This is a genomic window from Microvirga sesbaniae (genome assembly GCF_025460805.1).
GTDB classification, from domain to species: Bacteria; Pseudomonadota; Alphaproteobacteria; order Rhizobiales; family Beijerinckiaceae; genus Microvirga; species Microvirga sesbaniae.
On the sequence record NZ_JAMXFJ010000002.1, the window covers coordinates 245159 to 260001 of the forward strand.

11 protein-coding genes are annotated in these 14843 nt (G+C 61.7%); 5 read left to right on the top strand and 6 right to left on the bottom strand.

The features are described 5' to 3' along the window. Window positions 1–425 precede the first annotated feature (425 nt). The 6 genes from OCW50_RS03800 to OCW50_RS03825 form a co-directional block, all read right to left on the bottom strand. Window positions 426–2534 (bottom strand): response regulator, encoded by a 2109-nt coding sequence (locus tag OCW50_RS03800; protein WP_262296493.1) that lies wholly within the window; start codon window positions 2532–2534, stop codon window positions 426–428. After that, the gene (locus tag OCW50_RS03805; protein ID WP_262296494.1) at window positions 2531–8380 is read right to left on the bottom strand and encodes a HAMP domain-containing protein; all 5850 of its coding nucleotides are present in this window, start codon (window positions 8378–8380) and stop codon (window positions 2531–2533) included. Before OCW50_RS03805 ends, OCW50_RS03800 begins: the two co-directional genes overlap by 4 nt. Window positions 8381–9030: 650 nt before the next feature. After that, entirely contained in the window at window positions 9031–9243 is a 213-nt protein-coding gene (locus OCW50_RS03810) for a hypothetical protein (protein WP_262296495.1), read from the bottom strand. Window positions 9244–9447: 204 nt separating this feature from the next. Beyond that, window positions 9448–9693, bottom strand: coding sequence for a hypothetical protein (locus tag OCW50_RS03815; protein WP_262269495.1), 246 nt, complete (start codon window positions 9691–9693; stop codon window positions 9448–9450). Window positions 9694–9984: 291 nt separating this feature from the next. After that, on the bottom strand, window positions 9985–10473 hold the full coding sequence (locus tag OCW50_RS03820) for a LuxR C-terminal-related transcriptional regulator (protein ID WP_262296496.1): 489 nt from the start codon (window positions 10471–10473) through the stop codon (window positions 9985–9987). Window positions 10474–10863: 390 nt separating this feature from the next. After that, the gene (locus OCW50_RS03825; protein ID WP_262269493.1) at window positions 10864–11166 is read right to left on the bottom strand and encodes a hypothetical protein; all 303 of its coding nucleotides are present in this window, start codon (window positions 11164–11166) and stop codon (window positions 10864–10866) included. Between the two features lie 367 nt (window positions 11167–11533). On the opposite strand from OCW50_RS03825, the gene OCW50_RS03830 reads away from it, so the two are divergent. From OCW50_RS03830 to OCW50_RS03850, 5 genes are all read left to right on the top strand, one after another. Further along, window positions 11534–11962 carry a YybH family protein gene (locus tag OCW50_RS03830; protein ID WP_262296497.1) on the top strand — a complete coding sequence of 143 codons (429 nt, stop codon included), beginning with the start codon at window positions 11534–11536 and terminating at the stop codon, window positions 11960–11962. A gap of 134 nt (window positions 11963–12096) precedes the next feature. After that, complete coding sequence (locus OCW50_RS03835; RefSeq protein WP_262269491.1) at window positions 12097–12309, top strand: hypothetical protein; 213 nt, start codon at window positions 12097–12099, stop codon at window positions 12307–12309. Window positions 12310–12633: 324 nt separating this feature from the next. Beyond that, a complete protein-coding gene (locus tag OCW50_RS03840; RefSeq protein WP_262296498.1) occupies window positions 12634–13278 on the top strand; it encodes a PRC-barrel domain-containing protein in 645 nt (214 codons plus the stop codon). Between the two features lie 276 nt (window positions 13279–13554). Continuing rightward, window positions 13555–14145, top strand: coding sequence for a hypothetical protein (locus OCW50_RS03845; RefSeq protein ID WP_262296710.1), 591 nt, complete (start codon window positions 13555–13557; stop codon window positions 14143–14145). 70 nt (window positions 14146–14215) lie between these two features. Then, on the top strand, window positions 14216–14620 hold the full coding sequence (locus OCW50_RS03850; RefSeq protein ID WP_262296499.1) for a PRC-barrel domain-containing protein: 405 nt from the start codon (window positions 14216–14218) through the stop codon (window positions 14618–14620). The last annotated feature ends 223 nt before the right edge of the window (window positions 14621–14843 follow it).

A 14843-nucleotide genomic window follows, 5' to 3' on the forward strand; every position in this document is an offset into this window, starting at 1 on the left:
CATCTCGGTGCAGGATGGTTAGCAACGTCACCTGTGATTTGCCGGAAAGCTACTTGGAAAGCTACTTGGGAGGTGCTTCATGCCCCACGGAGCGTACTGCGTTGCATTCAAACATAATCGCTGGACCGTTTCTCAGTTTGGTCGGGATCTTGGATCCTTTCATTTCCGCGCGAAAGCCCTGAAATTCGCGGTCGAATCGGCTTGCTGGTCGGCCATATCGAACCGTCCCACCGTCTTCGTTCTCGATCGGACCGGCGACTTCTATACGGCCTGGCGCGGAGGGCGGGACAGCCTCAGCGCCGAGGCGTGAGTGCATTCCCGGGATCTCTGCAGATCACTCGGCCCGAATGAGAGCCGGCAAGCGCCGGCCGCGATGGCACGATCGTCTCCGCCGACACCTCTCCACCGACTGTCTGGAAACCGAGCTAAGCGACGGCCGCGGCTTGGTGGATCGCCGTGTTCTCCAACTCGACGCTCTGCGGCGTCTTCATCAGAGACTGGATCTTCTCCGCGAGGTCCGTCGCCCGATAGGGCTTGTAGAGAAGATTGAGATCCTCGAGCTTGTCCTCGCCATCGAAGTAGCCTGTGGTCAGGAGAACCTGGATCTCAGGCTGCTCCCGCTGAATGAGCCGCGCGAGGTCGATGCCGCTGAGTTCTCCTGGCATCCGAACGTCGGAGAGGACGAGATTGATGTCCTTCTGCGTCTTCAGGAGCCGGGCGGCCTCGTCGCCGGTCTCGGCTTCGAGCACCTTGAAGCCGAGAGCATGGAGGGTGGACTGCGCCACCTGGCGAACCGCCGGGTTGTCCTCGACCACGAGCACCGTGCGCCCGTCCCCGAAGGGATGAGCCACGCCTGCTTGATGATCGGGCCCGCTTTCCGCAGCCTCATGGGAACGAGGAAGGAAGAGACGGATCGTCGTACCGGCGTTCGGCGTGCTGTCGATTTCCACATGGCCGTAGCACTGCTGCACGAAGCCATAGACCATGCTCAGGCCCAGGCCGGTGCCCTTGCCGCTCTCCTTGGTGGTGAAGAACGGCTCGAAGACCTTCTCGAGCACCTCGGGTGGCATGCCGATGCCCGTATCGCTCACGGAAATCACGACGAACTCGCCGCCGGATGTGGATCTGCCCTCCTCGACCACCTGGTTTTCGACGCTGATCGTCAGATCGCCGCCGTCGGGCATGGCGTCGCGGGCATTGACCGCGAGGTTCAGCAGGGCTGCCTCGAATTGAGCACGGTCGACCTGGATAGGCCATATGCCGTCGCCTGACCGGAAGCTTGCATTGATATGTTCGCCCAGGGTTCGGCGCATCAGCTCCAGAAGGCTCGGCATCAGACTCGTGACGTCGATCGTCGAGACCTGCAGCGCCTGACGCCGGGAGAAGGTCAGGAGCCTGTACGTGAGGTCCGCACAATGCTGGGCGCTCTCCAGGGCCATGCGCACCCGGCGCTCGGCCTTCTCGTTCCCCTGGATGGATTTCTTCAGCAGGTCGAGATTGCCGATCACGACGCTCAGCATGTTGTTGAAGTCGTGCGCGATACCGCCGGTGAGGCGGCCGACGGCCTCGAGCTTGCTGGCGTGAAGCAGGTTCTGCTCCATCTGCTTGCTTTCGGTGATGTCGAACCACATGCCGAAGAACTCGCGCGGACGCCCGTCCTCATCCCGCATGAGCACCGTCTGATCGAGAAAGTAGCGTTCGACGCCGTCGGCGCACCGCCACCGGTATTCGAGGTTGACGGACCCTTCTTCCCCGAGGCGCTTGAGCTGAAGCAGGACCCGTTCCTGATCGTCCGGGTTGATCCGGGAGGACCAGAAGTCGGGCCGCTCGAGGAAGGCCGCCGGTCCGAATCCGGTGATGCGCTCGATGCTCTCGTTGGTGAAATGGAGACGCCGGTGATCCTCCTCGACGGACGCCGTATAGAGCGCGATCGGCAGGGATTGCAGGACGATCGACTGATGCTCCTCGCGCCGGCGCAAGGCCTGCTCCGCCTTCAGCTTTTCGCTGCGGACATGAAGGTTGTCCATCAGCAGGCGGCGCTCCTGCTCGGCCTGCCGGCGGATCTCCTCGGTCTTGCGATAAAGATCGACGAAGATGTCGACCTTGGACTTCAGGATCAGGGGCTCGATGGGTTTGAAGACATAGTCGACAGCCCCTGCCGAGTATCCCTTGAAGACGTGCATGTCGTCCTTGTTGAAGGCCGTCAGGAACAGGATCGGCACCCGCGATGAACGCGGCCGGTTCCTGATCAGGCTCGCAACCTCGTATCCGTCGAGACGCGGCATCTGAATGTCGAGAAGGATGACGGCGAAGTCATCCTTCAGCACATGCCTCAGGGCTCCCTCACCCGAATCGGCCGTGATGATCTCCACGCCCGGAGAGCGGAGCACTTCCTGGACCGCGATGAGGTTGCGGGGATCGTCGTCGACGACCAGGATCTTGGCCGGAATCGGGTCCGACAGGGGACGGGCCGATATGAGATGAAATTCATCCGGATTCGGACCCGTCTCCCCTCGCCTTACGTCGTCCGTCATGAGTTCAGCCCGGTCTCTGCCGCACCATTGGGAACCATCGTCCCATCCGGGATATATGTGCTCCGGCTGAGCTGCACGCGCAAGACGGCCAGAAGCTGATCCACATCGACAGGTTTCGATACGTAGTCGGTCGCACCCGCCTCGAGGCATTTCTCGCGATCGCCCATCATGGCCTTTGCCGTCACGGCGACAAGAGGAAGGTCACGGTAGCGCGAGATGTTCCGAATCGCCCGCATGGTCTCGTAGCCGTCCATCTCGGGCATCATGATATCGACGAGAGCCACGTCGACGTCCGGATTCGCCTGGAGCTTCTCGATGCCCTCCAGTCCGTTCTCGGCGAAGACAACCGAGATTCCATGCTGCTCGAGGGCGCTCGTCAGGGAGAAGATGTTGCGCATGTCATCGTCGATGATCAGCACCTTCCGGCCGTTGAGGGAACCGTCGCCGCGCCGCTCGACGATGATGTGCTTCTCTTCCGGAATCCCGCTGATCGCCCGGTGCAGGAAGAGAGCCGTGTCGTTGAGCAGGCGCTCGGACGAGCCCTCGCCCTTGACGATGAGCGTCGCGGCGATGCTCTGCAGGCGACGTTCCTCGGACTTCGTCAGGTCCTGTCCGGTATAGATGACGATCGGCAGCTCTTCGCCTCCCTTCGTCTTGCGCATGCGCTCGATCAGCTCCGCGCCGGGAAGGTCGGGAAGACCCAAATCGACGACCGCACAATCGAACTGCCGCGACTGGATCACTTCCAGGGCGCTCTCGGCCGTTCCCACCGCGGTGACGTCGACCTGTTCGCTCCTCATGAGTTCGGACAGGCTCATGCGCTGATTGTCGTCGTCCTCGACGAGCAGCAGCTTCTTCACCGGCCGGTCGATGAACTCCTTGGTGCGGTTGAGCGCCCCCATGAGAGCCTCCCGGTCGACGGGCTTCTCCAGGAACCCGAAGGCGCCGGCCTTGAGGCCGCGCTTCTTCTGATCATCCACCGAGATCACATGGATCGGCACATGCCGGGTGCGCGGATCGTGCTTGAGCAGATCGAGGAGCGCCCAGCCGTCCATGTCGGGAAGTCCGATATCGAGGGTGATCGCGTGCGGCTTGTAGCGGTGCGCGAGGGCAAGGGCCGATGCGCCGTCCATGGCGATCAGTCCCCTGAAGCCCTCCTCGCGGGCGAGCTCCAGCAGGACCGAGGCGAACATCGCATCGTCCTCGACGATGAGCACCACCCGATCACCGCTGGTGATCGCGTGCCGGTCGTCGAGCGAGGCCGAAAGCGCCATCGCGGCCGACGGCTGGCGGATCATCGATCCGGCCGACTCGTCTGAGGCGACGTATGGCCCGCTCCCATTTCCATTGGGCCTGCCGGTGGATTCGCTGCTGGCAAGTCCGTGGCTGGCCGGGGGCTCGACCGGGACGAAGAGCGTGAAGGTCGAGCCGCTTCCCGGCGTGCTCGACACCACGATCTCGCCGCCGAGCAGGCGGGCGATTTCGCGGCTGATCGAGAGACCCAGCCCGGTTCCGCCGTATTTCCGGCTCGTCGTGCCGTCCGCCTGCTGGAAGGCCTCGAAGATGATGCGCTGCTTTTCCTCCGGGATGCCGATGCCGGTATCAGTCACCGACATGGCGATCCACTGGCTGCCCGCCCGCAGGGGCGATCCCTCGGCCGATCCGATCTGAAGGGTCACGCCTCCGCGCTCCGTGAACTTGAAGGCGTTCGACAGGAGGTTCCGCAGCACCTGCTGCAGCCGCTTCGAATCCGTCCGGATGGCCGGCGGCAGCTTGGGATCGACCTCCACGTGGAAGTCGAGCCTTCTTTCCTCCGCCACCTGGCGGAAGGTGCGCTCCATGTTGTCGACCAGATCCTTGAAGGCGACACTCGACACCTCCAGGCTGACGGTGCCCGACTCGATCTTCGACAGGTCCAGGATGTCGTTGATGAGCGAGAGAAGATCCGATCCCGCCGCGTGGATCGTCTTCGCGAACTCCCTCTGCTTGTCGGTCAGGTTGCCGTCCGAATTCTCGGTCAGGAGCTTCGACAGGATCAGAAGCGAGTTCAGCGGCGTCCGCAGCTCGTGGCTCATGTTGGCCAGGAACTGCGACTTGTAGCGCGAGGTCAGCGAAAGCTGCTCGGCCTTCTCCTCCAGGGCCGTCTTGGCGACGGACACCTCCTGGTTCTTGGTCTCGACCTCCCGCTTCTGAAGCTCGAGCAGCCGTGCCTTGTCCTCGAGCTCCTCGTTGGTCTTCTGAAGCGCTTCCTGCTGCTGCCGCAGGAGTTCTTCCGACTGGCGCAGGGTTGCCGCCTGCTGCTCCAGGCGGTCGTTGGTGTTCCGCAACTCTTCCTGCTGGCTTTGCAGCTCGGTGGTCAGGAGCTGCGACTGCTTCAGCAGGCCCTCCGTCCGCATGTTGGCCGCGATGGTGTTGAGAACGATGCCGATCGATTCCGTAAGCTGCTCGAGGAAGGACTGGTGCGTCTCGGAGAACCGGCTGAACGAGGCGAGCTCGATGACCGCCTTCACCTCCTGCTCGAACAGCACCGGCAGCACGATGATGTTGAGCGGCGGCGCTTCGCCCAGGGCCGAGCTGATGGTGATGTAATCGCCCGGCACGTTCGTGAGCAGGATCCGCTTCCGCTCGTAGGCAACCTGTCCGACCAGACCTTCGCGGAGACGGAACCGGTTGTTGAGGTGCTTCCTCTCCGTGAACGCATAGGAGGCGACCATCTCCAGGATGGGCTCGCTGCCGTCGTTCCCGACCGTATAGAACACGCCCTGCTGCGCGTTCACGAGCGGGGCGATCTCCGAAAGGATCATGTTGGACACGGTGGTGAGATCGCGCTCGCCCTGCAGCATGCGGGTGAACTTGGCGAGGTTGGTCTTGAGCCAGTCCTGCTCCGCATTCTTGAGCGTCGTGTCGCGCAGGTTGCGGATCATCTCGTTGACGTTGTCCTTGAGCGAGGCGAGCTCGCCCGAGGCTTCCACCGAAATCGACCGGGTCAGATCGCCCTTGGTCACGGCCGTGGCCACGTCCGCGATCGCGCGCACCTGGGTGGTCAGGTTGGCCGCGAGCTGGTTCACGTTGTCCGTGAGATCGCGCCACAGGCCGGCCGCGCCCGGCACCCTCGCCTGTCCGCCGAGCTTGCCTTCCACGCCCACTTCACGGGCCACGTTCGTCACCTGATCGGCGAAGGTGGCGAGCGTGTCGATCATCTCGTTGATGGTCTCGGCGAGCGCGGCGATTTCGCCCTTGGCATCCACCGTCAGCTTTCGCTTCAGATCACCTTCGGCGACCGCCGTCACCACGCTGGCGATGCCGCGCACCTGTCCGGTGAGGTTGTTCGCCATCATGTTCACGTTGTCGGTCAGGTCCTTCCAGGTTCCGGCAACGCCGCGCACCTGGGCCTGGCCGCCGAGCTTGCCCTCGATGCCGACCTCGCGGGCCACGCGGGTCACCTCCGAGGCGAAGGAATTGAGCTGGTCCACCATGGTGTTGATGGTCGACTTCAGTTCCAAGATCTCGCCGCGCACATCGACCGTGATCTTCTTGGACAGGTCGCCGTTGGCGACGGCTGTCGTGACTTCCGCGATGTTACGCACCTGGCCGGTGAGGTTCGCCGCCATCATGTTGACGTTGTCGGTCAGGTCCTTCCACACGCCGCCGACCCCGCGCACCTGCGCCTGGCCGCCGAGCTTGCCTTCCGTGCCCACCTCGCGCGCCACGCGCGTCACCTCGCCGGCGAAGGAGTTGAGCTGGTCCACCATGGTGTTGATGGTGGATTTCAGCTCGAGGATCTCGCCCTCGACCGCGACGGTGATCTTCTTGGACAGGTCGCCGTTCGCCACCGCGGTGGTCACCTCGGCGATGTTACGGACCTGGCCGGTGAGGTTCGCCGCCATCATGTTGACGTTGTCGGTGAGGTCCTTCCACACGCCGCCGACCCCGCGCACCTGCGCCTGGCCGCCGAGCTTGCCTTCCGTACCCACCTCGCGGGCCACGCGGGTCACCTCGCCGGCGAAGGAGTTGAGCTGGTCCACCATGGTGTTGATGGTGGACTTCAGCTCGAGGATCTCGCCGCGCACATCGACGGTGATCTTCTTGGACAGGTCGCCGTTCGCCACCGCCGTGGTGACTTCCGCGATGTTACGGACCTGGCCGGTGAGGTTGGCCGCCATCAGGTTCACGTTGTCGGTCAGGTCCTTCCAGGTACCGGCCACGCCTTCCACGCGGGCCTGGCCGCCGAGCTTGCCCTCGGAGCCCACCTCCTTGGCGACGCGCGTCACTTCCCCGGCGAACGAATTGAGCTGGTCGACCATGGTGTTGATGGTCGACTTCAGCTCGAGGATCTCGCCCCTGACCTCCACGGTGATCTTCTTGGACAAATCGCCGTTTGCCACCGCCGTGGTGACTTCCGCGATGTTACGGACCTGGCCGGTGAGGTTGGCCGCCATGAGGTTCACGTTGTCGGTCAGGTCCTTCCAGGTGCCCGCCACGCCGCGCACCTGGGCCTGGCCGCCGAGCTTACCTTCGGAGCCCACCTCCTTGGCCACGCGGGTCACTTCCGACGCGAAGGAGTTCAGCTGGTCCACCATGGTGTTGATGGTGTTCTTGAGCTCCAGGATCTCGCCCCGGACTTCCACCGTAATCTTTTTCGACAGGTCGCCGTTCGCCACTGCGGTCGTCACGTCCGCGATGTTGCGGACCTGCGCGGTGAGGTTCGAGCCCATCATGTTGACGTTCTCGGTGAGATCGCGCCAGACGCCGCCGACGCCCTCGACTTGCGCTTGGCCGCCGAGCTTGCCCTCGGAGCCTACCTCCTTGGCGACGCGGGTCACTTCCGAAGCGAATGAATTGAGCTGGTCCACCATGGTGTTGATGGTCGATTTGAGCGCCAGAATCTCGCCCTTCACGTCCACGGTGATCTTCTTGGACAGATCGCCCCGGGCAACGGCCGTGGTGACCTCCGCGATGTTACGGACCTGGCCGGTCAGGTTGGCCGCCATCATGTTGACGTTGTCGGTCAGGTCCTTCCACACGCCGCCGACCCCGCGCACCTGCGCCTGGCCGCCGAGCTTGCCCTCGGAGCCCACCTCCTTGGCGACGCGCGTCACTTCCGAGGCGAACGAATTGAGCTGGTCCACCATCGTGTTAATGGTGTCCTTCAGCTCCAGGATCTCGCCCTTCACGTCGACGGTAATCTTCTTGGACAGGTCGCCGTTCGCGACCGCCGTGGTCACCTCGGCGATGTTGCGGACCTGGCCGGTGAGGTTCGCCGCCATGAGGTTGACGTTCTCGGTCAGGTCCTTCCAGGTGCCGGCCACGCCCTTCACCTTCGCCTGGCCGCCGAGCTTGCCTTCCGATCCCACCTCGCGCGCCACGCGGGTCACCTCGGAGGCGAAGCTGCCGAGCTGCCCCACCATGGTGTTGACCACCTTGCCGATGCGCAGGAACTCGCCCCGGAGCGGACGTCCGTCCGTCGCCAGGTCGATCGTCTGGCTCAGGTCGCCCTTCGCCACTGCCCCGATGACGCGCGCCACCTCGACGGTCGGCTGGACGATGTCGCCGATCATGGCGTTGACGGAATCGACGCATTCGCTCCAGCAGCCGGTCGCCCCCACCAGCCGCCCGCGCTCCTCGATCCGTCCCTCCTTGCCGACGACCTTGGCAACCCGCTCCAATTCCTGGGCGAGGCCGTGGTTCAGGTCCGCGATGTCGTTGAAGGCCTCGGCGATCTCGCCGTCGACGCCGGTCAGGTCGGACGGCAGACGGGCCGAGAAATCGCCTTTCCTGAAGGCGCGCAAGGTTTTGAGCAGCAGCCTGGGATCAAGCTGCGAAGTGGTGGTTTCGACTTGTGACATAAGGCCCCCCGTTACGCTGTTCCAGGCTCAAACCCTCAACCTGGATCCCCATGTGCCGACGTCCCAAAGCTATTGTGTTCGTCTTCGGATGGAATTCGACCCCGTTTAACGCTTTTCAAGCGCGAGAGTTCCGCCCCAAGGAAAATTTATGGCGGCTGGGTTAATCCGAATGTTGTATCAGAGTAACCCCGACCCGCAGTCAGGACGACGTCGCTCCGGCAGGCACCGGCCCACTTCATCATCCCACCCTGAGCTTCTCGGTCCAGCCTGACTTAACGCTACGGCATATGAGGATTTCGGAACCCGATAGAGCCCATGACAAATCAAGCCGCAACAATCATGTTGCGGCTCGGGATGTGACCAGGGATCGCAGGAGCCTGGACCCTTAAGCAAATAAGGCGAAACAAAAACCAAATAGCGCGATGCAATCGGTCAAACTGCGTCGCCACGTTGGACTCAAAGCTCACACGCCGGCGACCCTCAGAATCATCGCTATCACCTTTCGCTATGATTTGCTCGGAGCGCCGCTCAAGACGTTCGGACACTGTCGTCTTGGTCGAGCCAGATTATTGTAGGCTTCAGAAAACGCGCACCTCTGCGAGAGCGCTAAGCGTTGCCGCCAAGTCTTTCACCATAACGAACATGCCTTATCAGGTCGGGTGCCCCTCCGTATCATCGACCTCTGGCGAAGGTGCGACCGGAATCTGCTGATCCGGCACCTTCGCACTCTCGGTTGGATCGTGCGTTCCATTCTGGTGGGTTGGGTTGCCGGTTCCGTCTTCCTTCACACCACTGCGGCGACTGCTGTTGACGCTCAGGTTTTCGAGACCCGTATCCGGGTTCGGTTGCTTCGTGCCTGCCATGGCCACCTCCAGATCACATGCATCAGGTGAACGGCGTTCATGGAGCATCGTTGCCGAAGCTAGCTCGTCACCGCATGTTTGATCCGAGCAGCTCGTCTTCTACTCTCCACACAAACTGGAATTACGTTTCAGTATGGCATCATGACAAGATGCTGACGCCGGACACCATCGCGCTCCAAAGGAATGGTGTCTGTGGCGAGTCGCTCATGCCTTTCGGCGAACGAGATTGGCGATCAGGCGACCACGTGCGAGGGCAGGCTGATGCTCGACTTCGACCTGGGTTGGATCGGTGACGGTCTCGGCTTTGCGTATTTGTTTGACCGAACTTCGGGACTGAAGCGTCGCGCGAACCGGAGGCTGCTCGGTGGCGTCTTGCTTCGTTTCGTCCCGTGGCTCCATCAATGTCAGATCGGGCGCAGGCTCTTGCTCCGCGACGGGAGCGGCGGACAAGACTTCGATCCGCCCTGGAAAGTCGTTTCGGCACTCATAGAGCATCGGACGTGAAAAATGGACCCGGGTCTGGGATCGATCCGATGCTCACGTCCTGAAGCGGCACATAGTCCGAGAAACCGCGCCTGATGGGGTGTGCGCGGTCGAGAAGACCCTCGTGGATGACCTCGACCACAAAATGCGCCCCTCCGGCGTTGTCACATCGATCCGCCTGCCTTCTCGGAGAAACTCTTCCATGGATTGGCTGGATGGAGGTGGACCCGGACCTGATCCCCCACCGCGATCTTCACCTCAGCCATTCACCGATGCTCCACCCCGTGGGATCAGGCGCTGAGAGGCCCAAAGAGCAGCTTGCGTGCGGTTGGACGCTCCGATCTTGCGCAGGATGGCTTTGACATGGACCTTGATGGTGGCTTCCGTGATGTCGAGCTTGCGCGCGATGACCTTGTTCGGTTCGCCTTGCGTCAAGCATGCCAGGATTTCCCGTTCTCGCACCGAGAGCTTGCAGGCTTTCAGGTCAGACGAATTCGGCTCTGCCGTGCAGCCGTGGAGCGACTGCTCCGGGGCCTGGGGAGCACTGCCCATGACGGGGCGCAGGGCCTCGAAGGGCAGTACGGTCTCGCCGAGCATGACCAGTTCAAGCGACTTGATCAGAACGTCGGGGGCTCCGGCTGGTGAACAGAAGCCGTTCAACCCGGCCTCATCACCTGAGCGTACAAAGCCGAGATCGAACCGATCCGCCAGAGCCACAATCCGCGCCTGTGGGAAGCGCTCTCGCATCTGCCGGATGGTCCCAAGCATGCGACCGGTGGTCTGATGAGCATCGATTAGGATCAGGGCAGGCTCGAAGCTACCAGATTGAAGCAACTTTGTTTCAGATTGTGCTGTGGCGAGATCGAACGGTGTGTCCCGTAGGATGTGCCGAAGTCCTGAGCGCACGATAAGGCTGTCGCCGATCAGGACCGTCGGAATTGATGCGGTATGGGTATTGGACGATGTGGTCGTGCTCGATGAGCGATCATCTGCAAGCGTCAGCGTAGTCATTTGCGCCCCTGCTTAATTTCTCCCGTTAAGAGAAAATTAATAGATCAGGAGAGCTGCGTCTGTCGGATTCCAGACAATCCTCCAGTTAGAAGAAGACTCCTAACTGTGACATGCAGTCACAGCGGGTCAGCCTGCGGCCTGAAGGTCGCCCGCCATGGCTGACGGGAGGTGCCTCTGGAGTTCAGCAATCAGCATCACATAGGGCTGACGCCGCTCGCGGTGCCTTCGCTGAAGGTTCTCCACGATCTGCTTCTTCAGCATCGGATCAGTTCGGCTGCGCTCGAGCCGCTGCAGCTCGTGCAAATGCTCGAAATCAAGGTTCGACAGGGTTCGCGACGTGCTCTGCAACAGGCTATGCAGGTCGAAGCTTTGGTTTGCGCTGACGATCAGGCGGTTCAGCGCAGAGGAGACAGGCTGCTGGTTCTGCATTGGAGCCCCCGATTGGCCTGTGCCGAGCCGCACCTGCTCTCAGGTCGCCAAGCTCGGCACAGACTCGACTTCAAGAAACGTTCATCCCTAAACCATCCTGCTTCAGCATATGTCGGTTATGGTACGGCTCTGATCACCTCAGTAAGAGATTACTGATTGGTGCTGATCTGTACTGCTTAGATGTTTCTGCCAAAGACGCGGCACGAAGTACTGGATAAGATGGTATCTGTCTGTTGGAAACCCGACACAACATATAACTATTTCGTATAGGCTAGCCTGCGGCAGCAGGATGATATCTCCTCCGACAGATCAAACTATAATAGTAGCTTCGCTATACGACATTTATGCTTGGCCGAGGGAGGAAGCTATGCGTATCCAAGTCATTGCTGCAGCGATCTGCCTGTGCTTCTCGGCTCCCGCCATGGCGCAGGACAAAGCCACAATTCAAAGCCTGAGCGATCGGTTCGCCAAAGCCTTCAATGCCGGGGATGTCGCAGCGATCGCGGCCCTCTACACGGAAGATGCCGTCATCCTTCCGCCTGGGGGTGAGATGGCGAAGGGCAAAAGTGCCATTCAGGCGTTCTGGAAAGGCGCTGCCGAGCAACTCGGCGACGGGAAGCTCACGACCGTCGATGTGAAGCCGCTCGGCAGCGAGGCAGCACGAGAGATCGGCACCTTTACGTTCCGGACGAAAGGAGCGCAGCCGCAGGAGATCACCGGCAAGTATGTCGTGGTTTGGGAGAAGGTCGGGGGTGATTGGAAGCTCGCAACCGATATATGGAACACGAACAAGTAGCTTAGATGACCGCTCGGGCGCTTCCAGCCTAAGCTGAGCAGCAAAGCTTTTCGAGCACTGCCTTTCAGCTAGGGAGGCTGAACACCTCACCAAGCCCACAGCATAACTCCCTCCGAGTTCGCGCCGAGGGTCCCATGGATCGGCAGGAACACAGGATCGAGCGACGACTGGCGGCGATCTTCGCCGCTGATGTGGCAGGCTCATCGCGCCTGATGAACCGGGACGAGGCCGGATCGCCAACACCGCAGGCGACAGTGTCTCGGCCGAGCGCCCTTGATGCCGTCCAAGTGGCCCTCCGGGTCGCTGACGTGGCCCGCCGGGCCCGCGCCGAACGATGCGCCGCTTAAGGGATCGATCCGATGCTCTAGGCCTGAACTCGCCGCAAGGCTGCTGGAGGAACATGGGGTGGTGGCCGTCCCGGCCATGCTCTCAGGCTGCCTGTGCCGGTGCGGCTTCAGGTATAAGGAGCAGCCGATGGCGGCATAATATGTGTCCGTGCAAGCGTCCGACGCTCTCGATGGCTCAGGGGAAATCCTGCTGCGCAGGGCAATGTCACCTCACCTGAGGCAGTTCCTGCCCCTGACGAAAGAAAGGTGAACCGAACGAAGGGGCGTAGCTTCCCGTTGTCATCACATGCGCCACTTGGCGCGGATATGGCAATGGAGGAAGACATGCCTGGCAAGCCCCTCGCATTGGCTCTTCTCGGTACGATCCTCATCTCGGCCTCGGCGCTGTCGCAGACCAGCCCGCCCGCAGGCTCGACCACGGCTCCTCCGACCAGTTCAACGCCAGCACCTTCGGCGGGTGACCCCGGCTTCGGCGCGAATGAACCGGCCCGCATGAACACCGGCAACTGGATGACCCAGGAGCAGCCAGGGCAATGGCGGGCCTCCAAGCTCGAAGGCTTGGACATCTACAATCAGAACAATGAGAAGATCGGCGACGTCAGCGAACTTCTCTTGGACAGCAGCGGTAAGGTCCAGGCCGTCGTCGTGGGTGTCGGCGGGTTCCTGGGCATCGGCGAGCGCGATGTGGCGATCCCGTTCGACCAGATCAGGTTCGTGAACGAGCCCCGTGCGGTGGCGACCACAGCGACCGCGACCGATCCGAATGGCCCGGCGGCTCCAAGAGCCACCGCGACAGCCCCAGCCGCTCCGGGAACGGTCAGCCCGACACCGCCGACCACGACCGGCACAGTGGCGACGGATCGGCCCCCCGACAATGCGGCCCGCTCCGCTCCGGATCATGCCGAACTGACAACGAACATGACCAAGGATCAGCTGAAGGCGGCTCCCGAGTTCAAATACGCCCGCTGAGACGATCGATCCTGCCACGGGGGGCCGCGAGGCCCCTTTCGCTATGTTGCGGCTGCTTTCGGCGGCTGCGTTGATGCACCTTCTTGCCTCGCCTTGAGAGCAAGCGGTCTGCCGCCGCAACGTTTGGAGACTTGGCAGGATTGGCAAGCGGGTGGGCTCAGCTCATCAGCCATGGACTTCACATAGGTTAAACTATCCTGGAACGGTGCTCGCAGCCGTGGCGTTACAATGGGGTGCGGGGCTGACAAACCACTCTGAGTATCCTGGAGGGCTCCTATGGTGAACGCGTCCAGTATCAGCAGCCAACCTAATTCCGACAGTAAAGTGCCTAAGTCCCCGGAGTGTCCCCCGGATAGCAAGCTGCCCGAAAATTCGAAGGAGAACCTCGATGCAAGGCTCGACCATGCCATCGAGGAGACCTTCCCAACCAGCGATCCGGTTTCTGTGACCATCACCAAAGGTCCGGCGCCTGATCACTCTGCCCAGGAGTCCCATTCCTCATTGGCGGATGATCAACAGGGCCCACCAGAGCAAGGCTCCACTGAGCAAGTTCTGGATCAGGTGCGGGAGGCGCTCAACGACATTGCCGAGAGTGCCTCTGAGGCCGCCGGCACTGTATACGACCGAGGCAAGCGCTACGTGCGGCAAGCGGGCGAACAGTACCCTCAAGCTGAGCGCTATATTCGTGAAGGCCAAAGTCTCGTGGGCCGATATACGACTGGGAACCCACTCCTCGCGCTCGTCGTCGCTGGAGCCCTCGGCTATGCGATGGCTTGGATGATCCATGGCGAGAGGCGAAACCGAGGCAGGCACGTGCCGGATTATGCCAGAACCAGACGCAACTTTGCTTCGCAAGGTCAGCACTAACAGGAAGAGGCGCACACCAGCCCATACGCAGGAAGCGAGATCAATGATACGCTTTTGAAAGGAGGAAGTGATGGCTCAAGTCGATACGGCGACTCGCACGGATGCCTCTGGTGAGATGACGGGTAAGCCATTGATCGAGAGTGATCGGGTTGAGGGCACCGCCGTGTACGATCCGCAAGGCAACCACCTTGGCTCGATCAAGCGCATGATGATCGAGAAGATCAGCGGCAAAGTCGCCTATGCCGTGATGTCGTTCGGCGGCTTTCTCGGAATAGGTGAGGACGAGCACACCATCCCGTGGAGCAAGCTCACCTATGACACAGGCTTGGGTGGCTACCGCACGGACATCACGGAAGAGCAGTTACGCGGAGCCCCGAGCTTCTACCGAGATCGTGACGACTACGACTGGACGGACCGGGAGCGTGAGCGCGAGCTCCATGACTATTGGAGAACTCCTTACTATTGGGGCATATGAGTTTCCGGCCCGATCAACACTCACGGTGCCGTCGATGGCCAGGGGAGCCCCAAGGCCCCTTTGGCGCGTATGAACGAGGGAACTGAGGAATGCCGGACAGTCCGAATCTGCATTCGGCTTCGGCGCTTCTCTTCGATCCCATCCACAAAGCTGCTGGAGGCCAAGGTCAACATGACGAAGAACCCGTGGCTCAGCCTCTGGCTGAGTGCCGCAAACACTTGGG

What these genes read in the sequence shown, in the direction of transcription:
- OCW50_RS03830 (WP_262296497.1), top strand. Translation starts at nt 11,534, where the DNA reads ATGCGTATCCAAGTCATTGCTGCAGCGATCTGCCTGTGCTTCTCGGCT.
- OCW50_RS03820 (WP_262296496.1), bottom strand. Translation starts at nt 10,473, where the DNA reads ATGCGAGAGCGCTTCCCACAGGCGCGGATTGTGGCTCTGGCGGATCGG.
- OCW50_RS03800 (WP_262296493.1), bottom strand. Translation starts at nt 2,534, where the DNA reads ATGACGGACGACGTAAGGCGAGGGGAGACGGGTCCGAATCCGGATGAA.
- OCW50_RS03850 (WP_262296499.1), top strand. Translation starts at nt 14,216, where the DNA reads ATGGCTCAAGTCGATACGGCGACTCGCACGGATGCCTCTGGTGAGATG.
- OCW50_RS03835 (WP_262269491.1), top strand. Translation starts at nt 12,097, where the DNA reads ATGGATCGGCAGGAACACAGGATCGAGCGACGACTGGCGGCGATCTTC.
- OCW50_RS03805 (WP_262296494.1), bottom strand. Translation starts at nt 8,380, where the DNA reads ATGTCACAAGTCGAAACCACCACTTCGCAGCTTGATCCCAGGCTGCTG.
- OCW50_RS03825 (WP_262269493.1), bottom strand. Translation starts at nt 11,166, where the DNA reads ATGCAGAACCAGCAGCCTGTCTCCTCTGCGCTGAACCGCCTGATCGTC.
- OCW50_RS03845 (WP_262296710.1), top strand. Translation starts at nt 13,555, where the DNA reads ATGGTGAACGCGTCCAGTATCAGCAGCCAACCTAATTCCGACAGTAAA.
- OCW50_RS03810 (WP_262296495.1), bottom strand. Translation starts at nt 9,243, where the DNA reads ATGGCAGGCACGAAGCAACCGAACCCGGATACGGGTCTCGAAAACCTG.
- OCW50_RS03840 (WP_262296498.1), top strand. Translation starts at nt 12,634, where the DNA reads ATGCCTGGCAAGCCCCTCGCATTGGCTCTTCTCGGTACGATCCTCATC.